Source organism: Streptomyces sp. NPDC001100, assembly GCF_053598575.1.
In genome coordinates, this window is sequence record NZ_JBSFKO010000019.1 from 49241 (window position 1) to 71845 (window position 22605).

The 22605-nt window shown below is 68.3% G+C and carries 21 protein-coding genes; 4 read left to right on the plus strand and 17 right to left on the minus strand.

The window, feature by feature from the left end; all coding sequences use genetic code 11:
- Window positions 1-3: 3 nt before the first annotated feature.
- The 12 genes from nuoL to ACWDEW_RS26685 are packed head-to-tail and all read right to left on the minus strand — an operon-like array spanning window position 4 to window position 12708.
- Window positions 4-1899, minus strand: coding sequence for an NADH-quinone oxidoreductase subunit L (gene nuoL, locus ACWDEW_RS26630; protein ID WP_450515644.1), 1896 nt, complete (start codon window positions 1897-1899; stop codon window positions 4-6).
- Window positions 1900-1913: 14 nt separating this feature from the next.
- Complete coding sequence (gene nuoK, locus ACWDEW_RS26635) at window positions 1914-2213, minus strand: NADH-quinone oxidoreductase subunit NuoK (protein ID WP_016437642.1); 300 nt, start codon at window positions 2211-2213, stop codon at window positions 1914-1916.
- A complete protein-coding gene (locus ACWDEW_RS26640; RefSeq protein ID WP_450515646.1) occupies window positions 2210-3058 on the minus strand; it encodes an NADH-quinone oxidoreductase subunit J in 849 nt (282 codons plus the stop codon). Before ACWDEW_RS26640 ends, nuoK begins: the two co-directional genes overlap by 4 nt.
- Window positions 3055-3657, minus strand: coding sequence for an NADH-quinone oxidoreductase subunit NuoI (gene nuoI, locus ACWDEW_RS26645; RefSeq protein ID WP_450515648.1), 603 nt, complete (start codon window positions 3655-3657; stop codon window positions 3055-3057). Before nuoI ends, ACWDEW_RS26640 begins: the two co-directional genes overlap by 4 nt.
- Window positions 3650-5017 (minus strand): NADH-quinone oxidoreductase subunit NuoH, encoded by a 1368-nt coding sequence (nuoH, locus tag ACWDEW_RS26650; protein WP_450515650.1) that lies wholly within the window; start codon window positions 5015-5017, stop codon window positions 3650-3652. The genes nuoI and nuoH overlap by 8 nt, the downstream gene beginning before the upstream one ends.
- The gene (locus ACWDEW_RS26655) at window positions 5014-7518 is read right to left on the minus strand and encodes an NADH-quinone oxidoreductase subunit G (protein WP_450515652.1); all 2505 of its coding nucleotides are present in this window, start codon (window positions 7516-7518) and stop codon (window positions 5014-5016) included. The genes nuoH and ACWDEW_RS26655 overlap by 4 nt, the downstream gene beginning before the upstream one ends.
- The gene (nuoF, locus tag ACWDEW_RS26660) at window positions 7515-8861 is read right to left on the minus strand and encodes an NADH-quinone oxidoreductase subunit NuoF (protein WP_019074287.1); all 1347 of its coding nucleotides are present in this window, start codon (window positions 8859-8861) and stop codon (window positions 7515-7517) included. Before nuoF ends, ACWDEW_RS26655 begins: the two co-directional genes overlap by 4 nt.
- Window positions 8861-9709: an NADH-quinone oxidoreductase subunit NuoE gene (gene nuoE, locus ACWDEW_RS26665; protein WP_450515654.1), complete on the minus strand. Its 849-nt coding sequence runs from the start codon at window positions 9707-9709 to the stop codon at window positions 8861-8863. The genes nuoF and nuoE overlap by 1 nt, the downstream gene beginning before the upstream one ends.
- A complete protein-coding gene (locus ACWDEW_RS26670; protein ID WP_450515656.1) occupies window positions 9706-11043 on the minus strand; it encodes an NADH-quinone oxidoreductase subunit D in 1338 nt (445 codons plus the stop codon). Before ACWDEW_RS26670 ends, nuoE begins: the two co-directional genes overlap by 4 nt.
- Window positions 11040-11783: an NADH-quinone oxidoreductase subunit C gene (locus tag ACWDEW_RS26675; RefSeq protein WP_450515658.1), complete on the minus strand. Its 744-nt coding sequence runs from the start codon at window positions 11781-11783 to the stop codon at window positions 11040-11042. The genes ACWDEW_RS26670 and ACWDEW_RS26675 overlap by 4 nt, the downstream gene beginning before the upstream one ends.
- Entirely contained in the window at window positions 11780-12334 is a 555-nt protein-coding gene (locus tag ACWDEW_RS26680) for a NuoB/complex I 20 kDa subunit family protein (RefSeq protein WP_007383964.1), read from the minus strand. Before ACWDEW_RS26680 ends, ACWDEW_RS26675 begins: the two co-directional genes overlap by 4 nt.
- A 14-nt stretch (window positions 12335-12348) precedes the next feature.
- Window positions 12349-12708: an NADH-quinone oxidoreductase subunit A gene (locus ACWDEW_RS26685; protein ID WP_007383963.1), complete on the minus strand. Its 360-nt coding sequence runs from the start codon at window positions 12706-12708 to the stop codon at window positions 12349-12351.
- Window positions 12709-13453: 745 nt separating this feature from the next.
- Between ACWDEW_RS26685 and ACWDEW_RS26690 the strand changes: the two genes are divergently transcribed.
- Window positions 13454-14257: a C40 family peptidase gene (locus ACWDEW_RS26690; RefSeq protein ID WP_450515660.1), complete on the plus strand. Its 804-nt coding sequence runs from the start codon at window positions 13454-13456 to the stop codon at window positions 14255-14257.
- Between the two features lie 196 nt (window positions 14258-14453).
- Window positions 14454-15080 (plus strand): peptide deformylase, encoded by a 627-nt coding sequence (gene def, locus ACWDEW_RS26695; protein ID WP_450515662.1) that lies wholly within the window; start codon window positions 14454-14456, stop codon window positions 15078-15080.
- Window positions 15081-15093: 13 nt separating this feature from the next.
- Here def and ACWDEW_RS26700 read toward each other — a convergent pair whose 3' ends face one another.
- A complete protein-coding gene (locus ACWDEW_RS26700) occupies window positions 15094-16377 on the minus strand; it encodes a geranylgeranyl reductase family protein (protein WP_400979569.1) in 1284 nt (427 codons plus the stop codon).
- A 98-nt stretch (window positions 16378-16475) separates the two neighbouring features.
- Between ACWDEW_RS26700 and ACWDEW_RS26705 the strand changes: the two genes are divergently transcribed.
- The gene (locus ACWDEW_RS26705) at window positions 16476-16982 is read left to right on the plus strand and encodes a GNAT family N-acetyltransferase (RefSeq protein ID WP_450515664.1); all 507 of its coding nucleotides are present in this window, start codon (window positions 16476-16478) and stop codon (window positions 16980-16982) included.
- Between the two features lie 120 nt (window positions 16983-17102).
- Window positions 17103-17417 carry a PASTA domain-containing protein gene (locus ACWDEW_RS26710; RefSeq protein ID WP_450515666.1) on the plus strand — a complete coding sequence of 105 codons (315 nt, stop codon included), beginning with the start codon at window positions 17103-17105 and terminating at the stop codon, window positions 17415-17417.
- A gap of 62 nt (window positions 17418-17479) precedes the next feature.
- Here the strand turns inward: ACWDEW_RS26710 and ACWDEW_RS26715 are convergent, their stop codons facing one another.
- The 4 genes from ACWDEW_RS26715 to ACWDEW_RS26730 all read right to left on the minus strand — a co-directional run bounded on the left by ACWDEW_RS26715 (window position 17480) and on the right by ACWDEW_RS26730 (window position 22322).
- Window positions 17480-18184 carry a demethylmenaquinone methyltransferase gene (locus ACWDEW_RS26715; protein ID WP_450515668.1) on the minus strand — a complete coding sequence of 235 codons (705 nt, stop codon included), beginning with the start codon at window positions 18182-18184 and terminating at the stop codon, window positions 17480-17482.
- Between the two features lie 61 nt (window positions 18185-18245).
- Window positions 18246-19592 carry an acyltransferase family protein gene (locus ACWDEW_RS26720; RefSeq protein WP_450515670.1) on the minus strand — a complete coding sequence of 449 codons (1347 nt, stop codon included), beginning with the start codon at window positions 19590-19592 and terminating at the stop codon, window positions 18246-18248.
- Complete coding sequence (locus ACWDEW_RS26725) at window positions 19589-21994, minus strand: bifunctional polysaccharide deacetylase/glycosyltransferase family 2 protein (protein WP_450515672.1); 2406 nt, start codon at window positions 21992-21994, stop codon at window positions 19589-19591. Before ACWDEW_RS26725 ends, ACWDEW_RS26720 begins: the two co-directional genes overlap by 4 nt.
- Window positions 21995-22013: 19 nt before the next feature.
- Window positions 22014-22322: a hypothetical protein gene (locus ACWDEW_RS26730; protein ID WP_450515673.1), complete on the minus strand. Its 309-nt coding sequence runs from the start codon at window positions 22320-22322 to the stop codon at window positions 22014-22016.
- Window positions 22323-22605 lie beyond the last annotated feature (283 nt).

Consider the following 22605-nt stretch of genomic DNA (forward strand, 5'->3'; position numbering starts at 1 on the left):
GTATCAGACCGCCCTCATCAGCAGGGTCGCGGCGACGAGGATGGCCGCACCGCCGAACATCGAGACCGCGTACGACCGCGCGTAGCCGTTCTGCAGCTTGCGCAGCCTTCCGGAGAGGCCGCCCATGGAGGCCGCCGTGCCGTTGACGACGCCGTCGACCAGGGTGTGGTCGACGTAGACCAGGGAGCGGGTGAGGTGCTCGCCGCCGCGCACCAGGACGACGTGGTTGAAGTCGTCCTGAAGGAGGTCGCGGCGGGCGGCCCGGGTGAGCAGCGAGCCGCGCGGGGCGACGGCCGGGACCGGACGGCGCCCGTACTGCGCCCAGGCGATCGCCACGCCGACGATCAGCACGGCCATGGTGGCCAGGGTGACCGTCAGGGCGCTGACCGGGGAGTTGCCCTCCTCGTGGCCGGTGATGGGCTCCAGCCAGTGCAGGAAGCGGTTCCCGATCCCGAAGAAGGCGCCCGCGAAGACCGATCCGAAGGCCAGCACGATCATCGGGATCGTCATCGTCCTCGGGGACTCGTGCGGGTGCGGCTCGTTGCCGTTCTCGTCGGGCTGCCAGCGCTTCTCGCCGAAGAAGGTCATCAGCATCACGCGCGTCATGTAGAACGCCGTGATGGCCGCGCCCAGCAGGGCCGCGCCGCCGAGGATCCAGCCCTCGGTGCCGCCCTTGGCGAAGGCCGCCTCGATGATCTTGTCCTTGGAGAAGAAGCCGGACAGCCCCGGGAAACCGATGATGGCGAGATAGCCGAGGCCGAAGGTGATGAAGGTGACCGGCATGTACTTCCTGAGGCCGCCGTACTTCCTCATGTCGACCTCGTCGTTCATGCCGTGCATGACCGAACCGGCGCCGAGGAAGAGCCCGGCCTTGAAGAAGCCGTGCGTCACCAGGTGCATGATCGCGAAGACGTAGCCGATGGGGCCGAGCCCTGCGGCGAGCACCATGTAGCCGATCTGCGACATGGTCGAGCCGGCCAGCGCCTTCTTGATGTCGTCCTTCGCGCAACCGACGATCGCACCGAACAGGAGCGTGACGGCACCGACGACGGTGACCACCAACTGCGCGTCCGGTGCCGCGTTGAAGATCGCTCCGGAGCGGACGATCAGGTACACGCCTGCGGTCACCATGGTCGCCGCGTGGATGAGGGCCGAGACCGGGGTCGGGCCCTCCATCGCGTCGCCGAGCCAGGACTGCAGCGGCACCTGGGCGGACTTGCCGCAGGCGGCGAGCAGCAGCATCAGGGCGATGCCGGTGAGTTTGCCCTCGGAGGCGTCGCCGACGTGGCTGAGGACCGGGCCGAAGGCGAAGGTCCCGAACGTCGTGAACATCAGCATGATGGCGATCGACAGGCCCATGTCGCCGACCCGGTTGACCAGGAAGGCCTTCTTCGCGGCGGTGGCCGCGCTGGGCTTGTGCTGCCAGAAGCCGATCAGCAGGTAGGAGGCGAGACCGACGCCTTCCCAACCGACGTACAGCAGAAGGTAGTTGTCGGCGAGGACGAGGATCAGCATCGCCGCGAGGAACAGGTTCAGATAGCCGAAGAAGCGGCGGCGGCGCTCGTCGTGCTCCATGTACCCGACCGAGTACAGGTGGATGAGCGAGCCGACACCGGTGATCAGCAGGACGAAGGTCATCGACAGCTGGTCGAGGCGGAAGGTGACGTCCGCCTGGAAGCCCTCGACGGGGACCCAGGTCCACAGGTGCTGCATGAGCGTCCGGTGCTCGGCGTTCTTCCCCAGCAGGTCGGTGAAGAGGACGACACCGATCACGAAGGAGGCGGACGACAGGAGCGTGCCGATCCAGTGGCCGACGGCATCGAGCCGCCGGCCGCCGCACAGCAGGACGACCGCTCCGAGCAGAGGCGCCGCTACCAGCAGCGCAATCAGGTTCTCCACGATTCAGCGACCCCTCAGAGCTTCATCAGGCTGGCGTCGTCGACCGAGGCCGAGTGGCGGGAACGGAACAGCGACACGATGATCGCGAGCCCGACCACGACCTCCGCGGCGGCGACGACCATCGTGAAGAAGGCGATGACCTGACCGTCGAGGTTGCCGTGCATCCGGGAGAAGGTGACGAACGCGAGGTTGCAGGCGTTGAGCATCAACTCGATGCACATGAAGACGACGATCGCGTTCCGCCTGATCAGTACGCCGGTGGCGCCGATCGTGAACAACAGGGCGGAGAGATAGAGGTAGTTGACGGGGTTCACTTCGACGCCTCCTCGGTCCGCTTGAGGTTCGCCGGCTCGATCGCGGTCCGCTCCAGGCGCTCCTCGGCGCGCTGCTCCAGGGCCCGCAGATCGTTCAGCGCCTCGCTGGACACGTCACGGATCTGGCCGCGGTCGCGGAGCGTCTTGCTGACCGTGAGCTCGGACGGGGTGCCGTCGGGCAGCAGTCCCTGGACGTCCACCGCGTTGTGCCGGGCGTAGACGCCGGGGGCCGGGAGCGGCGGGACGTGCTTGCCCTCGCGGACGCGCTGTTCGGACAGCTCGCGCTGGGTCTTGGGCCGCTCGGTGCGCTCGCGGTGCGTGAGCACCATGGCGCCGACGGCGGCCGTGATCAGCAGGGCGCCGGTGATTTCGAAGGCGAAGACGTACTTGGTGAAGATGAGGGCGGCCAGGCCCTGCACATTGCCGTTCGCGTTGGCCGTGGCCAGGCCGTCGAACTGGTTGAGGGAGGCGTTGCCGATGCCCGCGACCAGCAGGATGCCGAAGCCGAGCCCGCAGAGAAGGGCCAGCCAGCGCTGGCCCTTGATGGTCTCCGTCAGGGAGTCGGCGGCCGTGACGCCGACCAGCATCACCACGAAGAGGAACAGCATCATGATCGCGCCGGTGTAGACGACGATCTGGACGACGCCCAGGAAGTAGGCGCCGTTGGCGAGGTAGAACACCGCCAGGACGATCATGGTCCCGGCGAGGGAGAGGGCGCTGTGCACGGCCCTCTTCATGAGGATGGTGGACAGGGCGCCGATAACCGCGACCGTGCCGAGGACCCAGAACTGGAAGGCCTCGCCGGTGGAGGTCGAGTAGGCGGCGGCGGTGAACTGCGCGCTCATGCCTCCACCCCCTCTTCCTCGGGCTTCTCACTCTTGGAGACGGCCACTTGGGGCACCGTCCCGGGTGCTGCCTCCGTCACCAGGCCCCGGTAGTAGTCCTGTTCGGTCATCCCCGGGTAGATGGCGTGCGGGCTGTCGACCATGGTGTCGTCGAGGCCGGCCAGCAGCTGTTCCTTGGTGTAGATGAGGTTGGCGCGGCTGCTGTCGGCCAGTTCGAACTCGTTGGTCATCGTCAACGCGCGCGTGGGGCACGCCTCGATGCACAGGCCGCACAGGATGCAGCGGGCGTAGTTGATCTGGTAGACGCGGCCGTACCGCTCGCCCGGCGAGTAGCGCTCCTCGTCGGTGTTGTCGGCGCCCTCCACATAGATGGCGTCGGCGGGGCAGGCCCAGGCGCACAGCTCGCAGCCGACGCACTTCTCCAGGCCGTCCGGATGGCGGTTGAGCTGGTGCCGTCCGTGGAACCGGGGGGCTGTGGTCTTCTGCTGCTCCGGGTACTGCTCGGTCAGCCGCTTCTTGAACATGGCCTTGAAGGTCACGCCGAAGCCGGCCACGGGGTTCTGGAAACCGGGTGTGGTCTCCTTGGGCTCCTCAGCCATCGGACGCCTCCTTTCCATCCAGAGATCCGTCACTGCCAGTATCCGGACCACCACTGACAATCAGCTCCCGCTCGCGTCGCGAGGGGCGCCGAGGCACCGGCGGCAACTCCTGTCCCGGCAGCGGCGGTACGGGGAATCCGCCCGCCATCGCGTCGAACCCGGCGGGTTCCTCGGCCAGTTGCGCGTCCTCCTTGGCCTTCTGGCGGAACATGTCCGCGATGAAGGACAGCAACAGCAGGGCGAGCACACCGCCGACGATGTAGAGGGTGATGTCGGCGAAGTCGTAGTTCTGGTTCCGGAGGGTCCGTACGGTCGCGACGAGCATCAGCCAGACCACGGAGACCGGGATGAGGACCTTCCAGCCGAGCTTCATCAACTGGTCGTAGCGCACGCGCGGGAGGGTGCCGCGGAGCCAGATGAAGAAGAACAGCAGCAGTTGGACCTTGATGACGAACCAGAGCATCGGCCACCAGCCGTGGTTCGCGCCCTCCCAGAAGGAGCTGATCGGCCACGGGGCCCGCCAGCCGCCCAGGAAGAGCGTGGTCGACACCGCGGAGACCGTCACCATGTTCACGTACTCGGCGAGCATGAAGAGCGCGAACTTGATGGACGAGTACTCGGTGTTGAAGCCGCCGACCAGGTCGCCCTCGGACTCCGGCATGTCGAAGGGGGCGCGGTTGGTCTCGCCGATCATCGTGATGACGTAGATGATGAAGGAGACCGGCAGCAGGACGATGTACCAGCGGTCGTGCTGTTGTTCAACGATCGTCGACGTGGACATCGACCCGGAGTAGAGGAACACCGAGGCGAACGCGGCGCCCATGGCGATCTCGTAGGAGATCATCTGGGCGCAGGAGCGCAGGCCGCCCAGGAGCGGGTAGGTGGAGCCGGAACTCCAGCCCGCGAGGACGATGCCGTAGATGCCGACCGAGGCGACCGCGAGGATGTAGAGCATCGCGATCGGCAGGTCGGTGAGCTGCATCGTGGTGCGGTGGCCGAAGATCGACACCTCGTTGTCGGCCGGTCCGAAGGGGATGACCGCGATCGCCATGAAGGCCGGGATGGCCGCGACGACCGGCGCCAGGATGTAGACCACCTTGTCGGCACGCTTGACGATGAGGTCTTCCTTGAGCATCAGCTTCACGCCGTCGGCGAGCGACTGGAGCATGCCCCAGGGGCCGTGCCGGTTGGGGCCGATGCGCAGTTGCATCCAGGCGACGACCTTGCGTTCCCAGACGATCGAGAACAGCACGGTGATCATCAGGAAGGCGAAGCAGAACACCGCCTTGACGACGACCAGCCACCAGGGGTCGCGGCCGAACATCGAGAGGTCTTCCGCGGCGAGGTACAGATTGCTCATGCCTCCACCTCCTTGGGGGCCTCGCCCGCGGGCGTGGCCGGGCCGATGCGGACGAGTGCGCCGGGCAGCGCCCCGGTGTCGGAGGCGACGCCCCCGCCGGTGGAGTTCAGCGGGAGCCAGACCACGCGGTCGGGCATCTCCGTGATCAGCAGCGGGAGTTCGACGGTTCCGGAGGCGCCGGTCACGGCGAGGGTGTCGCCGTCCTTGACACCCGCCTCGGCGGCGGTGGCGGCCGACACGCGCGCGTGGGCGGCGTGCCGGGTGCCGGCGAGTGCGTCGTCGCCCTCCTGGAGGGCGCCCCGGTCGAGCAGCAGCCGGTGCCCGGCGAGCACGGCCTCCCCGGCGGCGGGCCGCGGCAGCACGCCCGCGGTCTCCAGCGGTTCGGTGGCCCGCGGCCCGTCCCAGGCGCCCAGCCGGTCCAACTCCGCGCGCGCGGTGCGCAGATCGGGCAGTCCCAGGTGGACGTCCATGGCGTCGGCCAGCATGTGCAGGACGCGCGCGTCGGTGGGGGCGAGGGTGCGGGTCATCTGGTCGGGCTTGAGCGCGGCGTCGAAGAAGCGCACCCTGCCCTCCCAGTTGAGGAAGGTGCCCGCCTTCTCGGCGACCGCCGCGACCGGAAGGACCACATCCGCGTGTTCGGTGATCTCACTGGGCCGCAGTTCGAGCGAGACCACGAAGCCGACCTCGTCGAGTGCCGCACGCGTGCGTGCCGGGTCGGGCAGGTCGCCCGGCTCGACACCGGCGACGAGCAGCGCCCGCAGTTCACCGCCCGCGGCGGCCTCGACGATCTGGCCGGCGTCGCGGCCGTAGCGGTGCGGGAGTTCGGCGACACCCCAGGCGGCGGCGACCTCCTCACGCGCGCGTGGATCGGTCGCCGGACGTCCGCCCGGCAGCAGCGACGGCAGCGCCCCCGCCTCGATCGCGCCGCGCTCCCCGGCCCGGCGCGGGATCCACACCAGCCGGGCACCGGTCGCGGACGCGGCCCGTACGGCGGCGGTGAGGCCTCCGGCGACGGCGGCCAGCCGCTCGCCGACGACGATCACCGCGCCCTCGGTGCGCAGCGCCTCGGAGGCGCGGGCTCCGTCGTCCTCCAGGCCGACCCCGCTCGCGAGCGCGTCCAGCCATTCGGTCTCGGTGCCGGGAGCGGCCGGCAGCAGCGTGCCGCCCGCCTTCTCCAGCCCGCGCGTGGCGAACGTGGCCAGCGAGAACACCCGCTGCCCGTGCGTGCGCGAGGCCTTGCGCAGCCGCAGGAAGACGCCGGGCGCCTCCTCCTCGGACTCGAACCCGACCAGCAGTACGGCGGGCGCCTTCTCCAGGGATGTGTACGTGACGCCCGTGCCGTCGAGGTCCCGGCCGCGGCCCGCGACCCGGGCGGCCAGGAAGTCGGCCTCCTCGCTGCTGTGCACGCGCGCGCGGAAGTCGATGTCGTTCGTGTCGAGCGCCACGCGCGCGAACTTGCTGTACGCGTAGGCGTCCTCGATGGTGAGCCGGCCGCCGGTCAGGACACCGGTGCGGCCCCGCGAGGCGAGCAGTCCCTGGGCGGCGATCTGGAGCGCCTCCGGCCAGGAGGCGGGGACGAGTTCGCCCTCGGGGTTGCGGATCAGCGGCGTCTGCAGCCGGTCGCGCTGCTGCGCGTACCGGAAGGCGAAGCGCCCCTTGTCGCAGATCCACTCCTCGTTGACCTCCGGGTCCACGGCCGCCAGGCGCCGCATGACCTTGCCGCGCCGGTGGTCGGTGCGGGTCGCGCAGCCCCCGGAGCAGTGCTCGCACACGGAGGGCGTGGAGACCAGGTCGAAGGGGCGGGAGCGGAATCGGTACGCCGCCGAGGTCAGCGCGCCCACCGGGCAGATCTGGATGGTGTTCCCGGAGAAGTACGACTCGAAGGGGTCGCCTTCACCGGTGCCGACCTGTTGCAGCGCGCCGCGCTCCAGCAGCTCGATCATCGGGTCGCCCGCGATCTGGTTGGAGAACCGGGTGCAGCGCGCGCACAACACGCACCGCTCGCGGTCCAGCAGCACCTGGGTGGAGATCGGGACGGGCTTCTCGTAGGTCCGCTTCCTGCCCTCGAAGCGGGAGTCCGCCTGACCGTGGGACATCGCCTGGTTCTGCAGGGGGCACTCGCCGCCCTTGTCGCAGACCGGGCAGTCCAGCGGGTGGTTGATGAGGAGCAGCTCCATCACACCGTGCTGGGCCTTCTCGGCCACGGGCGAGCTGAGCTGGGTCTTGACGACCATGCCGTCCGTGCACGTGATCGTGCAGGACGCCATCGGTTTGCGCTGGCCCTCGACCTCGACGATGCACTGACGGCAGGCGCCGGCCGGATCGAGGAGAGGGTGGTCGCAGAACCGGGGGATCTCGATGCCGAGTTGCTCGGCGGCGCGGATGACCAGGGTGCCCTTGGGCACACTGATCTCGGCGCCGTCGATCGTCAGCGAGACGAGATCTTCCGGCGGGACCGCCGCCTCCCCTCCACCGGAGGGAGCGCTCGTGGTCACCGTCATGCGTTCACCTCCGTGCGGTCGGCCCAGGCCGTGGACTTGGCCGGGTCGAAGGGGCAGCCCCGGCCCGTGATGTGCTGCTCGTACTCCTCGCGGAAGTACTTGAGCGAGGAGAAGATCGGCGAGGCGGCGCCGTCGCCGAGGGCGCAGAAGGACTTGCCGTTGATGTTGTCGGCGATGTCGTTCAGCTTGTCGAGGTCGGACATCGCGCCCTTGCCGGCCTCGATGTCGCGCAGCAACTGCACGAGCCAGTACGTCCCTTCGCGGCACGGGGTGCACTTGCCGCAGGACTCGTGGGCGTAGAACTCGGTCCAGCGGGTGACGGCACGCACGACGCAGGTCGTCTCGTCGAAACACTGCAGAGCTTTTGTGCCGAGCATGGAACCCGCGGCACCCACTCCTTCGTAATCAAGAGGGACGTCGAGGTGCTCGTCGGTGAACATCGGCGTGGAAGAACCGCCCGGCGTCCAGAACTTGAGGCGGTGCCCGGCGCGCATCCCGCCGCTCATGTCGAGCAGTTGGCGGAGTGTGATGCCGAGGGGCGCCTCGTACTGACCGGGGCTGGTGACATGGCCGGAGAGCGAGTAGAGCGTGAAGCCCGGAGACTTCTCGCTGCCCATCGACCTGAACCATTCCTTGCCTTTTTGCAGAATCGCGGGAACCGACGCGATCGACTCGACGTTATTCACCACAGTCGGGCACGCATAGAGGCCCGCGACGGCAGGGAAAGGGGGACGGAGCCGCGGTTGACCACGGCGGCCTTCGAGCGAGTCGAGCAGTGCGGTCTCCTCACCGCAGATGTACGCGCCCGCACCCGCGTGCACGGTGAGCTGCAGGTCCAGGCCACTGCCCAGGATGTTCTCGCCGAGGTAGCCCGCCGCGTAGGCCTCGCGCACGGCCTCGTGCAACCGCCGCAATACGGGGACGACTTCACCACGCAGATAGATGAAGGCATGCGAAGACCTGATGGCATAACACGCGATGACAATGCCCTCGATGAGGCTGTGCGGGTTCGCGAAGAGGAGCGGGATGTCCTTACAGGTCCCGGGCTCCGACTCGTCGGCGTTGACAACTAGATAGTGCGGTTTTCCATCCCCTTGGGGAATGAATTGCCATTTCATTCCGGTGGGGAAGCCGGCGCCACCGCGACCGCGCAGACCGGAGTCCTTCACATAGGCGATGAGGTCGTCCGGCGACATGGCGAGCGCCTTGCGGAGCCCCTCGTATCCCTCGTGCCTTCGGTACGTGTCCAGAGTCCAGGACTCGTCCTCGTCCCAGAAGGCCGACAGCACGGGTGCGAGCAGCTTCTCGGGGCTGTGGTCTTTCAGTTCGGGTGCCAAGGTCATCACTCCCCCTCCTCGGCGACAGGCCCCGCCGGGTGGGCGGGGTCGGAGGCCGACGTGTCCTGCGGCGCGTCGTGCGAACTGAGGTGCTCGGCCGGCGACTGGCCTTGCGGCGCTCCGGAGCCGCGCGGATGGACCACGCGCGCGGGTGCGGTCTCTCCCCTGGCCAGGCGGAGGCCCACCAGCGACGCGGGTCCCGCACCGCCGCTCGCCTCGACGGCCCCGGGCCGCTCGTCGGGGAAGCCGGCGAGGATCCGCGCGGTCTCCTTGAAGGTGCACATCGGCGCCCCGCGCGTGGGCTCCACGGGTGCGCCCGAGCGCAGGTCGTCGACGAGGCGCCGGGCGCTGGCGGGGGTCTGGTTGTCGAAGAACTCCCAGTTGACCATCACCACCGGCGCGAAGTCGCAGGCCGCGTTGCACTCGATGTGCTCCAGGGTGACCTTGCCGTCGTCGGTGGTCTCACCGTTGCCGACGCCCAGGTGCTCCTGGAGCGACTCGAAGATCGCGTCACCGCCCATCACCGCACACAGGGTGTTGGTGCAGACCCCGACCTGGTAGTCGCCGCTCGGGCGACGCCGGTACATCGTGTAGAAGGTCGCGACGGCGGCGACCTCGGCCGTCGTCAGCTCCAGCAGGTCCGCACAGAACTGCTGCCCCGTGCGCGTGACATGTCCTTCCTCCGCCTGCACGAGGTGCAGCAACGGCAGGAGGGCCGAGCGGGAGTCCGGGTAGCGGGCGATGATCTCCCGCCCGTCGGCCTCCAGCCGGGCCCGGACGTCGTCCGGGTAAGCGGGCGCGGGCAGTTGGGGCATGCCCAGGCTGACGCCCTGCTCCGAAGAACTGGTGGTCACCGGTCGACGCCTCCCATCACGGGGTCGATGGACGCGACGGCGACGATGACGTCGGCGACCTGGCCGCCCTCGCACATCGCCGCCATGGCCTGAAGGTTGGTGAAGGACGGGTCCCTGAAGTGGACCCGGTAGGGGCGGGTGCCTCCGTCGGAAACGGCGTGCACCCCGAGTTCGCCCTTGGGCGACTCGACCGCCGCGTACGCCTGTCCCGGCGGTACGCGGAAGCCCTCGGTCACCAGCTTGAAGTGGTGGATCAGGGCCTCCATGGAGGTGCCCATGATCTTCTTGATGTGGTCGAGCGAGTTGCCCAACCCGTCCGGCCCGAGCGCGAGTTGGGCGGGCCAGGCGATCTTCTTGTCGGCGACCATGACCGGGCCGGGCTGCAGCCGGTCCAGGCACTGCTCGACGATCCTCAGCGACTGGCGCATCTCCTCAAGACGGATGAGGAAGCGGCCGTAGGAGTCGCAGGTGTCGGCGGTCGGGATGTCGAAGTCGTACGTCTCGTAGTCGCAGTACGGCTGCGCCTTGCGCAGGTCGTGCGGCAGACCGGTGGAGCGCAGGATCGGGCCGGTGGCGCCGAGGGCCATGCAGCCGGCCAGGTCGAGGTAACCGACGTCCTGCATACGGGCCTTGAAGATGGGGTTCCCGGTGGCGAGCTTGTCGTACTCCGGGAGGTTCTTCTTCATCTTCTTCACGAACTCGCGGATCTGGTCCACCGCGCCGGGCGGCAGGTCCTGGGCGAGTCCGCCGGGGCGGATGTACGCGTGGTTCATCCGCAGGCCCGTGATGAGCTCGTAGATGTCGAGAATCATTTCACGATCACGGAATCCGTAGATCATGATCGTGGTGGCGCCGAGCTCCATACCGCCGGTGGCGATGCACACCAGGTGGGAGGACATCCGGTTCAGCTCCATCAGGAGCACCCGGATGATCTTCGCCCGCTCGGTGATCTGGTCCTCGACGCCGAGGAGTTTCTCGACGGCGAGACAGTAGGCGGTCTCGTTGAAGAAGGACGTCAGGTAGTCCATGCGCGTCACGAACGTGGTGCCCTGCGTCCACGTGCGGTATTCGAGGTTCTTCTCGATACCGGTGTGCAGGTAGCCGATGCCGCAGCGGGCCTCGGTGACCGTCTCGCCGTCGATCTCCAGGATCAGGCGGAGCACACCGTGCGTGGAGGGGTGCTGGGGCCCCATGTTGACGATGATGCGCTCGTCGTCGGCCCGGGCCGCGGACTGGACGACCTCGTCCCAGTCGCCACCGGTGACCGTATATACGGTCCCCTCGGTGGTCTCGCGTGCCGAAGCTGCGGAGGCGGATGCTGACTGCGTGCTCACGAGTACGACCTCCGCTGGTCCGGAGCCGGGATCTGGGCGCCCTTGTACTCGACGGCGATGCCGCCGAGGGGGTAGTCCTTGCGCTGCGGGTGGCCCGGCCAGTCGTCCGGCATCATGATCCGCGTCAGGGCCGGGTGACCGTCGAAGACGATGCCGAAGAAGTCGTAGGTCTCGCGCTCGTGCCAGTCGTTGGTCGGGTAGACCGGGACCAGGGACGGGATGTGCGGATCGCTGTCCGGGGCGCTGACTTCGAGGCGGATCAGCCGGTTGTGGGTGATCGAGCGCAGGTGGTAGACGGCGTGCAGTTCGCGGCCCTTGTCGTGGAGGTAGTGGACCGCGCTCACCCCCGTGCAGAGCTCGAAGCGCAGGGCCGGGTCGTCGCGCAGGGTCTGGGCGACGCGGACCAGGTGCTCGCGTTCGATGTGGAAGGTGAGTTCACCGCGGTCGACGATCGTTTTTTCGATCGCGTTGCCGGGCAGCAGGCCCTGTTCCTCCAGGGCGCCCTCCAGTTCGTCGGCGACCTCGTCGAACCAGCCGCCGTAGGGCCGGCTCGCGGCTCCCGGGAGGCGGACCGAGCGGACCAGGCCGCCGTAACCGGAGGTGTCGCCACCGTTGTTGGCGCCGAACATGCCGCGCTGGACGCGGATCTCCTCACCGCCTTCGCCGCGCTGGCCGGGGAGGTTGGAGGCACCGAGATCCTTCTCGGGGTTGACTCCGTTGGTGCCGTTCGCGTCGCTCACCGCAGCAGGCCCTTCATCTCGATGGTGGGCAGTGCCTTGAGCGCCGCCTCCTCCGCCTCGCGGGCCGCCTCCTCGGCGTTCACGCCGAGCTTGGAGGACTGGATCTTCTGGTGGAGCTTGAGGATCGCGTCCATCAGCATCTCGGGCCGTGGCGGGCAGCCCGGGAGATAGATGTCGACCGGGACGATGTGGTCGACGCCCTGGACGATCGCGTAGTTGTTGAACATGCCGCCCGACGAGGCGCAGACCCCCATGGAGATCACCCACTTGGGGTTCGGCATCTGGTCATAGACCTGCCGCAGCACCGGCGCCATCTTCTGGCTGACCCGGCCCGCGACGATCATCAGGTCCGCCTGGCGGGGTGATCCGCGGAAGACCTCCATGCCGAAGCGCGCCAGGTCGTACCGTCCGGCGCCGGTCGTCATCATCTCGATGGCGCAGCAGGCGAGTCCGAACGTGGCCGGGAAGACGGACGCCTTGCGCACCCAGCCCGCGGCCTGCTCGACGGTGGTGAGCAGGAAGCCGCTCGGCAGCTTTTCTTCGAGTCCCATGAGTTAAAGGCCCCTCAGTCCCATTCCAGGCCGCCGCGCCGCCATACGTACGCGTACGCGACGAAGACGGTGAGCACGAAGAGCAGCATCTCCACGAGCCCGAAAACACCCAGGGCGTCGAAGGTGACGGCCCAGGGGTAGAGGAAGACGATCTCGATGTCGAAGACGATGAAGAGCATCGCCGTCAGGTAGTACTTGATGGGGAAGCGCCCGCCGCCGGCCGGCGTGGGGGTCGGCTCGATGCCGCACTCGTACGCTTCGAGCTTGGCCCGGTTGTACCGCTTCGGACCGATCAGCGTGGCCATGACCACGGAGAAGATCGCAAAGCCTGCCCCGAGGGCTCCCAGTACGAGGATGGGCGCATACGCGTTCACCGCTCCTCGCTCCTCTCAGTCGGCACTGACTGCTGGCGATGGCGTCGGACTCACACCCACCTCACACACTCGGCAACTCCCGCCCGTCCCGGCGAAGATCGCGAACATGTGAAGCAGGTCACAAGCCCAACCGCTCCGCATCTTATGCCCGTCGCTCTGTGATCTGCGACACGGGGTATTACACAAGCTTTGTGATCTCCACCACCCGGCGAAGGATCATCACGTCGAGTGAGCGGCGATCTTCACACATGAAGCGCCCGCGCGATCACCTGACGTGACATTTGCGCTCGTCACCGCAGGCCGAGAGCGGCGTCTCCATATCAAGAGACTTCTCTTGCATGCAAATTGGAGTTGGACGCGGCGGCTTGGTAGTGGGAGCCCGTTCACACGTCGGAGGGAGTCGCACGGCACGGTGTGGACGCGTGCACGCGTTCACGAAGTCGACCGCCCGCGATACCCACACAGGACGCGAGCATTCCGGTAACCGTTCCGTGACCTGCACCACACTCATGAGAGGCGAATGAGAGCCGGGCTTGGCCACCTGTCCCAACCAGTGGTAAGCGGCGGGCAATTCGGGCGTAACGACGAAAGGCCGTGATCACCGGCCTGATCGCCCAGGTCCGCAATGTCCGTTACGGCGTCAATAAGGAACGGCACACCCGAAGTTCGTGGTGCCCGTTGAACAATTGTGGCGCAGCACACGTTTCTTGAAGGTATGGAGGAGCCCCTGATACCGGTTGGTCTCATGTCCCACACCGCTCACATACGCAGCCACCGGAAACCCCGCCGCAGCGCGACGACGAACATCGCCGTGCGGGCCGGAGTTGCCGGTGGCGTTCTCAGCATGGCGGCGGCGGGCGCGGCCTCGGCCAACGCGGCCGAGACGACGCAGACCCTGCAACTGCCCACCCTGACGGCCGATCTGTCCACCCAGGTCGCACAGTCCGCCGAAGCCACCCAGCAGGCCGCGGCGAACTACCAGCTGCGCGCCGAGCGCGACGCGGCCGCCGCAAACGCCGCGAAGCAGGCGAAGGCGGACCTGGCGGACGCCAAGAAGAAGGCGGAGGCGAAGAAGAAGGCCCAGGAGGCCGCCCGTAAGGCCGCTGCGGAGCGTGCCACGTCACGCAGCACCGAGCGGACCACCCTGGCCGCCTCCACGGGCACCAGTACCTCCACGAGCTCTTCCACGGCCACGGGTTCGGCCGCGGCCGTCGTGGCCTTCGTGAAGGCGCAGATCGGCAAGTCCTACGTCCTGGGCGCCACCGGCCCCAGCGCCTACGACTGCTCCGGGCTCGTCGGTGCCGCCTTCAAGCAGGTCGGCATCAGCCTGCCGCGTGTCTCCCAGGACCAGTCGACCGCAGGTACTCAGGTGTCCCTGAGCAACCTTCAGGCCGGCGACATCCTGTACTGGGGCAGCGCGGGCAGCGCGTACCACGTCGCGGTGTATGTGGGCGACGGCATGTTCGTCGGCGCGCAGAACCCCTCCACCGGCATCGTGGAGCGGCCGCTGTCCTACGACCCGCCGACCGGCGCGGTGCGGGTGCTCTGAGCCCGCGCACGACGCCGTGAGCATGGGACCGTCGCCTCGGGGGCGACGGTCCCCTCGGCGTACCCCCACCGGGCTCTCCGGGCACACCCCGCGTTCCCTCTACCGGAGTTCGCGGCTCTCCTGAAAGGCTCTTCTCTCAAGGTTCTTCAGTGCGGCTAACCAGACAGCCGGACGCCAAACCCGAGGAGAGCAAGTCATGCCCCGTGTCTTCGTCCAGGGAAGTCCCGTCGACTCCTACCCCCGCCCCGCACCCGAGGCCGGACGCGGCAGCGTGCGCCGGGTCACCGAGGTCGGTGAAGAGGTCCTGCACCGGCCGAGCCGGGACGTCACCGAGTTCGGGCCCGACCTCACCGCGCTCATCGACGACATGTTCCTCACCATGTACGTCGCCGACGGAGCCGGCCTCGCGGCCAATCAAGTGGGCGTGGATCTGCGCCTGTTCGTGTACGACTGCCCGGACGACGACGGTGTCCGACATGTCGGACACATCGTCAACCCGGTGCTGGACCCGCTCGACCCGGCCGCGCGCCGGCTGCTCGACGAGGGCGAGGGGTGCCTGTCGGTGCCGGGTGCGGTGATGGACGTACCGCGTCCGGACCGGGCCGTGGTGCGCGGGCTCGACAAGGACGGCAACGCGCTGGTGATCGAGGGCACGGGGTACTTCGCGCGCTGCCTCGCCCATGAGACCGACCACGTCAACGGGCAGGTCTATCTGGACCGTCTCTCCAAGCGGGACCGCAAGGAGGCGCTGCGGCAGGTGGCGGACCGGCGGGACGAGGTGTTCGCCCGCCGGGCCGCCAAGGCCAAAGCCCTGACCACCTGATCACCGCCAGGGGTCACGCCTTCGGCGCCACCTTGCTCAGCCCGTTGATGATGCGGTCCATCGCGTCGCCGCCCGTGGGGTCGGTGAGGTTGGCCAGCATCTTCAGGGTGAACTTCATCAGCAGGGGGTGCGTCAGGCCGCGCTGGGCCGCGATCTTCATGACCTTCGGGTTGCCGATGAGCTTCACGAAGGCGCGGCCCAGCGTGTAGTAGCCGCCGTAGGTGTCCTTGAGGACCTGCGGGTAGCGGCGCAGGGCCAGTTCGCGGCTCGCCGGGGTCGGGCGGGCGTGGGCCTGGACGATGACGTCGGCGGCGATCTGACCGGACTCCATGGCGTAGGCGATGCCCTCGCCGTTGAAGGGGTTCACCAGGCCGCCGGCGTCGCCGACCAGCAACAGGCCCTTCGTGTAGTGGGGTTGGCGGTTGAAGGCCATCGGGAGGGCGGCGCCGCGGATCGGACCGGTCATGTTTTCGGGGGTGTAGCCCCAGTCCTCGGGCATGGACGCGCACCAGGCCTTCAGCACCTCGCGCCAGTCCAACTCCTTGAAGGAGTCGGAGGTGTTGAGGACACCGAGGCCGACGTTCGAGGTGCCGTCGCCCATGCCGAAGATCCAGCCGTAGCCGGGCAGGAGACGGTCCTCGGCGCCGCGGCGGTCCCACAGTTCCAGCCAGGACTCCAGGTAGTCGTCCTTGTGGCGGGGCGAGGTGAAGTACGTGCGCACCGCGACACCCATCGGGCGGTCCTCGCGGCGGTGCAGGCCCATCGCGAGGGAGAGGCGGGTGGAGTTGCCGTCGGCGGCGACCACCAGGGGCGCGTGGAAGGTGACTTCGCGTTTCTCCTCGCCGAGCTTGGCGTTGACCCCGGTGATGTGGCCGGTGCGCTCGTCGATGATCGGGGCGCCGACGTTGCAGCGCTCGTAGAGGCGGGCGCCCGCCTTCTGGGCGTTGCGGGCGAGCTGTTCGTCGAAGTCGTCGCGCTTGCGGACGAGGCCGTAGTCCGGGAAGGAGGCGAGTTCCGGCCAGTCCAGCTGGAGGCGGACGCCGCCGCCGATGATGCGCAGGCCCTTGTTGCGCAGCCAGCCGGCCTCCTCGGAGATGTCGATGCCCATGGCCACGAGCTGTTTGGTGGCGCGCGGGGTGAGGCCGTCGCCGCAGACCTTCTCGCGCGGGAACTCGGTCTTCTCCAGGAGGAGGACGTCGAGTCCGGACTTGGCGAGGTGGTAGGCGGTGGCGGAGCCGGCTGGCCCCGCGCCGACGACGATCACATCGGCGGTGTTTTCGGAGAGGGGCTCGGTCACGGCGGGATCTCCCCAAGTTCGGAATCTGCGTGCCGACCGGCACTGGACATGGGCAGTCTATTCAGCGCCACTGATCACCAGGCTGAAGGGCTGCCCCCGTGAACCGAGCTCTCCCCGCAGTACGGCTGCGCGTCCCCACCGACGAGGACGCCGTCGCCTGGCACCGGGTGTTCGACCACCCGGACGTCATGGAGTTCCACGGCGGCAGGCCCGCGGAACTGTCCGTCTACGAGGAGCTCACCGCCCGCCAGCGCCGGCACGACGCGGAGCGCGGTTTCTGTCTGTGGACCATGCTCGACGACTCGGACCGCGTGATCGGCTTCACCGGCGCCCAGCCCTGGCCACAGGACTGGGGACCGAAGGGCGAGATCGAGATCGGCTGGCGGCTGGGCCGGGAGTTCTGGGGCCAGGGATACGTCACGGCGGCGGCGGAGATGACCCTGGAGCGGGTGCGCGCCGCGGGTGTGCCGAGCGTGGTGGCGATGGTGCTGGCCCGCAACACCCGGTCGATCGCGGTGACCCGACGGCTGGGGATGAGCCTCGACGAGGTCTTCACCACGCCCTCGCGGGCGGAGGAGGGGCACTGCTACCGGCTCACACTGTAACCGAAAGTAACCAACAGCTACAGAAAGACACTTGACGCTTCCGGTCGGGACCGGACCGGGGTTACCCTTCCGGTACCGCTGGGGGTGACATCTGTGCGCTTAACGCCCAAAACACCTGAAGTGCGCGTACCGCGGCTCGTCGGCCTGATGGCCGTGGACGCGCGCGAGACAGCCCAGGCTCGCGGCCTGTTCCTCAACGCGCCGGACCGGCCCGACTTCCATCTCGCCGTCGTCGACTACGTCGTACGGCAGTACCCGCAGCCCGATGCCGAGGTGCCGCGGGACTCCATGGTCTACGTGTGGTTCGACCTCGGTGAGGGGGACGGCGGGGGCGGGATGCGCGAGCCGCGGATACCGCGGCCGCCGAGCGGCGGGATGCAGCGCGAGCTGGACGAGCCGCCGGGCGACGCGTTCTTCGCGACGGTGATCAGCTAGCCGGTGATCAGCTGGCCGGTGATGGGCCGGCGGAGCCCACACCGCGGGCGCGGCCCGAGCCGTCAGCAGCCTGTGGCGCCCTTGAAGCCGCGGTGCAGGGCGACGATCCCGCCGCTCAGGTTGCGGTGGGCCACCTTCGACCAGCCGGCCTTGCGCAGGCGCTCGGCGAGCGCGGGCTGGTCGGGCCAGGCGCGGATGGACTCGGCGAGGTAGACGTACGCGTCCGGGTTCGAGGAGACCGCGCGGGCGACCGGCGGCAGGGCGCGCATCAGGTACTCGGTGTAGACCGTGCGGAAGGGCGCCCAGGTCGGGTGCGAGAACTCGCAGATCACCACCCGGCCACCGGGCTTGGTCACCCGGTACAGCTCACGCAGCGCGGTGTCCGTGTCGTGCACATTGCGCAGCCCGAAGGAGATCGTCACGGCGTCGAACGTGTCGTCCTTGAACGGCAGTTTCGTGGCGTCGCCGGCCGTGAGCGGCAGCCAGGGGTGGCGCTTCTTGCCGACCTGGAGCATGCCGAGGGAGAAGTCGCAGGGGACGACGTAGGCGCCGCTCTGCGCGAAGGGGAGCGAGGAGGTGGCCGTACCGGCGGCCAGGTCCAGGATCTTCTGCGCGGGGCGGGCGTCGACCGCCTTGGTGACCTCCTTGCGCCATCGGCGGTCCTGGCCGAGCGACAGCACGTCGTTGGTCAGGTCGTACCGTTCCGCCACGTCGTCGAACATCGAGGCGACTTCGTGCGGCTGCTTGTCCAGGGATGCGCGGGTCACGGGCCCATTGTGGCAGTACGGGCCGGGCACCCCGAAGGCGCCCGGCCCGTAATCAGAGACTTCACGACGGCAGGAGTCTCGGTTTCTTCTTCGCGGCCACGTCCTCCACCCAGCCGCACAGCACGATGAAGACCGCGATGAGAATCCAGCCGATGCCGAACATGAACCACTGGCTCCCCAGCGGCAGCCACTTCTCGAAGGCGGGCACCTTCCAGAACTGGTCGGTCAGCGGCACCGCAAGCACCAGCGCGATCTCGTGCCAGAGATAGATCGTCACGGCCCGGGAGTTGAAGATCGTGACGACCCGGTCGAGGCGCTTGAAGCGGGTCAGCCAGGCGAAGTCGATGTTGAAGTAGGCCTTGGCCCACATCAGCAGCATGACGTAACCGGCCGACCAGTAGGTCTGGGCGAGCGGGCTCTCGTCCAGGTCGTAGGTGCCGCCTGCCTCGGCCTGGTGCGTGAAGGCGTACCAGCCGCCGAAGACGATCGCGGCGATCGACAGCGTGACCGCCAGGAAGGGCCTCAGTTTCTGGAGCACCCCGTCGCGGTGGGCGAAGCCGAGGATCCAGCAGAAGAGGTACGTCGACAGGTCCCAGAGGGCGTTGCCGAAGCGATTGTCCGGCCCCGACCACACGTACTTCAGGACGACGATCGGCACCAGCGTCAGCAGCAGCACCGGGATCGGCGCCTTGCGGAAGATCCACAGCAGGGCCGGGGAGAGCAGCACGAACCACAGATACGTCCGCAGGTACCAGAGGATCTCCCAGGCCTGGAGGCCCCAGGAGTTGCCCGGCGGATCCCCGACCGGCACCACCCAGAAGATGATCTGCCAGCCCGGCATCCAGTCGTGGATCATCATCGCCACGACCACGAAGAAGCCCCAGAACCAGAACGGCGGCAGCAGCCTCCGCATCCGGCTCCTGACCACCTTCAAGGCGGGTCGCTCCAGCGACTTCGCCATCAGCGTCCCGGCCAGCCCGAACATGATCCCCATGGAGGGGAACACCATCCCGCACCAGGCCCACCCGAAGGTGTGGTACGTCACCACCCGGATCAGCGCGACGGCCCGCAGCGTGTCGAAGTACCGGTCCCGGCCCGCCGGTTTGGGCACGGGCTTCGACTCGGGAGCCTCCTCGACGACCACCGACTCCGGCTCGGCCACCGGCTCGGGCACCACCTCCGGTTCCACGACGGGAAGAGGCGCCGTCGCGTGCACCGGCGGCCCGTAGTCGACGTACTGCGGAGGCTGTTGCTGCTGGTACGGCTGCTGCGGTTGTGGATACGGGTACGGCTGCTGCGGCTGGCCGTACGCGTCGTAGCCGTAGGGCTGTTGGGGGTACTGAGGTTGCTGGGGCTGTTGGGGTGTGCCGTACCCAGCGCCGTATCCCTGTTGCTGCTCCCAGGTCATCCGTTCGCTCCCGCCGGTGTGCCGACCTCGCCGGTGCGCTTGAGTTTCTGCCAGCGCAGCCGGCCGCCGGTCAGGGCGGTGATGCTGGAGTGGATGAGGACCAGGTACATCATCTGGCGGTAGGCCAGTTGCTGCAGCGGCATCATCAACAGGTAGCGGTACTTCTCCTTGTCCAGCCTGAACGCGTAGGCGGCGCACAGGAGTTGGATGCCGAGGACCGCGAACCACATCGCGAGGGAGGCCCAGAAGTCGACGAAGATCATCGAGTAGACGGTGAAGACGTCGATCAGCGGGGCGAAGACCGGCGTGATGATCTGGAAGATCACCACCAGGGGCATGCCGACCCGGCCGAAGCGGCCCGAAGGACCCTTGTCCGTCAGGGACTTGCGGTGTTTCCAAAGGGCCTGCATGGTGCCGTAGGACCAGCGGTAGCGCTGCGACCAGAGCTGCTTGAGGGAGGCCGGGGCCTCGGTCCAGGCCCTGGCGTGCTCCTGGTAGACGACCCGCCAGCCCTCGCGGTGCATGGCGATGGTGATGTCCGTGTCCTCGGCGAGGGTGTCCTCGCTCATGCCGCCGACCTGGAGCACCGCCTCGCGGCGGAACGCGCCGATCGCGCCCGGGATGGTGGGCATGCAGCGCAGCAGGTCGTACATGCGGCGGTCGAGGTTGAAGCCCATCACGTACTCGATGTGCTGCCAGGCGCCGATGACCGTGTTGCGGTTGCCGACCTTGGCGTTGCCCGCGACCGCGCCGACCTCCGGGTCGGCGAAGGGCTGGACGAGCTGTCGTACGGTGTCGGGTTCGAAGACGGTGTCGCCGTCCATCATCACGACGATGTCGTAACTCGCGCTGCGCACACCGTTGTTGAGGGCGGCGGGCTTGCCGGCGTTCTCCTGGCGGATGACGCGGACGTTGTCCATGCCGAACGAGCGGGCCGCCTCGCGGGCGATCTCCGAGGTGCCGTCCGAGGAGCCGTCGTCGACGACGATGATCTCGATCGGGTGGGTGCTCTTAGCCAGTGACTCAAGGGTGTTGGCGATGCATTCCTTCTCGTTGTAGGCCGGGACGATGACGGTCACCGGGCGGGTGACGGTCGGACCCCAGCTGAACCGGCGTTTGTTGCGCTGTCTGTAGTGACGGCGGGCGAGGATCAGCATCATCCCGAAGCGGCTCATCACGGCCACGCCCACGACCGTGAGGCCCGCCGCGAGTCCCGGCACCACCCACTCGGCGACCATGACGGCGTAGATGAGCGCCCTGCCCTCGTAGAGGGTCATGCCGGTGGCCTCGCGGTGGGCGCCCTGCTGGACCGAGATGCGTCGCGTTCCGCTCTGGGTGCCGCTCCCGGTGCCGCCGACGGCCGAGCCGACCGTCTGGCCGCCGCCCGAGGTGGTGCCGGCGGGCGCTCCGGAAGGTGCCGCGGAGGGCTGCGCGCCGGCCTCGACGGTGCCGGTGCTCGTCCCGGCGGCGGCACCAGCGCCCGCACCCGCACCCGTGCCGTTGGCCGCCCTCTGGGCGGAGGCGTTCTTGGCGATGGCGCCGCTCACGGTGGTGAACGTGTAGCCCTTCGCCTTCATCTTCTCGATGTACTGCGGCAGCGCCTTCATGGTCTGCGTGCGCACACCGCCGGCGTCGTGGAAGAGCACCGAGGAGCCCGAAGTCCCGGACGGCGTGGCCCACTTGATGATCTTCGCGACACCGGGCTGCTTCCAGTCGTCGCTGTCGGTGTCGACGAAGACGCTGGTGTAGCCGGAGGCGCCGAGCTTCTTGTAGACGGGGTAGCTGTAGTTGTCGATGGCGTCCGTCTCCGAGGAGTACGGCGCGCGGAACAGCGTGGTGGTGATGCCGGCCGCGCCCGCGAGCGCGAGCTGCGTCTGTTCCATCTCCCGCTCGATGCGGGCGTCGCTCTGGTAGGAGAGGTCGACGTGGGTGAAGGTGTGGATGCCCACCTCGTTGCCCTGCGCGACCATCTCCTTCACGATGCTCGGGTAGCGCGAGACCATCGAGCCCACCAGGAAGAACGTGCCCGGCACGTCGTACTTCTTGAGGATCTTCAGGACCGCGGGCGTGTAGGTGGGGTTCGGGCCGTCGTCGAAGGTGAGGACGATGGTCTTCTTCGGGATCGTCCGGGTGACCGGCGAGCCGTTGCGGAAGGTCAGGATCGGGCCGCCGTTGAGCACCTTGTCGGGGACCTTGCTTGCGCTCGCGCCGTCCCGGACGCGCTGGTCGCCGCCGACTTCCGCGCGCAGGTAGCCGTCGAGCAGCATCACGCAGGTGAGGCCGAGGAGAAGCAGCAGGGCGAGGATCACTCGGGGCCGTTGGAGCGCGGCGGCCTTGCCGGCCGCGCGCTCCATCCGAGTGGGGGCGCGTCGGCGCCCACGCGAGGGAGTCGTCGTAGTCATGGCTGCGGTGGCGCTCCGGTCAGTGTGCGGTGGCTGAGGAGGACGGGGCCGCACTCTTGGGGGCGCCCGAAGGGGTGTCGGTCGGAGCGCCGGTCGGAACACCGGAGGGCGCTACGCCGCCTCTGCCACCGTTGGGGCCGTAGCCGCCCCCGGGGGCCGAACCGGCCTGGCCGCCGCCGAAGGGCAGCAGTGAGGAGGGGTTCATGGAGATGCCCAAGCCCATGAACGCCATGCCGAGTACGAACGCGTACCCCAGGCAGACGGTGCCCATGAGAAGGCCGATCCGGCGCAGCACCTTTGACCGGCGGCCGGAGTTGTCAACGAACACGGGGCCTTCTGCGGACCCGTTGCCGGCTTTGCGGCGGCGACCGCGCGCAGAAGCGTGGTTATCGATGGCGGACTCGGATTGCATTCCCCAGACATTAGGTCGCCTTTATGTGACCAAAACTCTGGTTCTCTTGTGAGCCCGCCAAGAAAAACGACGCAACCTGTGCCTTTCCTTAGAGAACCCAGGAAATGCCTTATGAACGGCCGGTGTCGGTAGTGTCCTCAATCTTCCGCTTCGTCGCCCGAGTTGACCGATTCGAGCAACGATACCCGTGGGTTTCCCA

Excerpts from the sequence above, each read along its gene's own strand:
- ACWDEW_RS26640 (WP_450515646.1), bottom strand. The coding sequence starts at position 3,058 with ATGAGCGCGCAGTTCACCGCCGCCGCCTACTCGACCTCCACCGGCGAG.
- nuoI (WP_450515648.1), bottom strand. The coding sequence starts at position 3,657 with ATGGCTGAGGAGCCCAAGGAGACCACACCCGGTTTCCAGAACCCCGTG.
- nuoH (WP_450515650.1), bottom strand. The coding sequence starts at position 5,017 with ATGAGCAATCTGTACCTCGCCGCGGAAGACCTCTCGATGTTCGGCCGC.
- ACWDEW_RS26655 (WP_450515652.1), bottom strand. The coding sequence starts at position 7,518 with ATGACGGTGACCACGAGCGCTCCCTCCGGTGGAGGGGAGGCGGCGGTC.
- nuoF (WP_019074287.1), bottom strand. The coding sequence starts at position 8,861 with ATGACCTTGGCACCCGAACTGAAAGACCACAGCCCCGAGAAGCTGCTC.
- ACWDEW_RS26680 (WP_007383964.1), bottom strand. The coding sequence starts at position 12,334 with ATGGGACTCGAAGAAAAGCTGCCGAGCGGCTTCCTGCTCACCACCGTC.
- ACWDEW_RS26690 (WP_450515660.1), top strand. The coding sequence starts at position 13,454 with ATGTCCCACACCGCTCACATACGCAGCCACCGGAAACCCCGCCGCAGC.
- def (WP_450515662.1), top strand. The coding sequence starts at position 14,454 with ATGCCCCGTGTCTTCGTCCAGGGAAGTCCCGTCGACTCCTACCCCCGC.
- ACWDEW_RS26720 (WP_450515670.1), bottom strand. The coding sequence starts at position 19,592 with ATGACCTGGGAGCAGCAACAGGGATACGGCGCTGGGTACGGCACACCC.
- ACWDEW_RS26725 (WP_450515672.1), bottom strand. The coding sequence starts at position 21,994 with ATGACTACGACGACTCCCTCGCGTGGGCGCCGACGCGCCCCCACTCGG.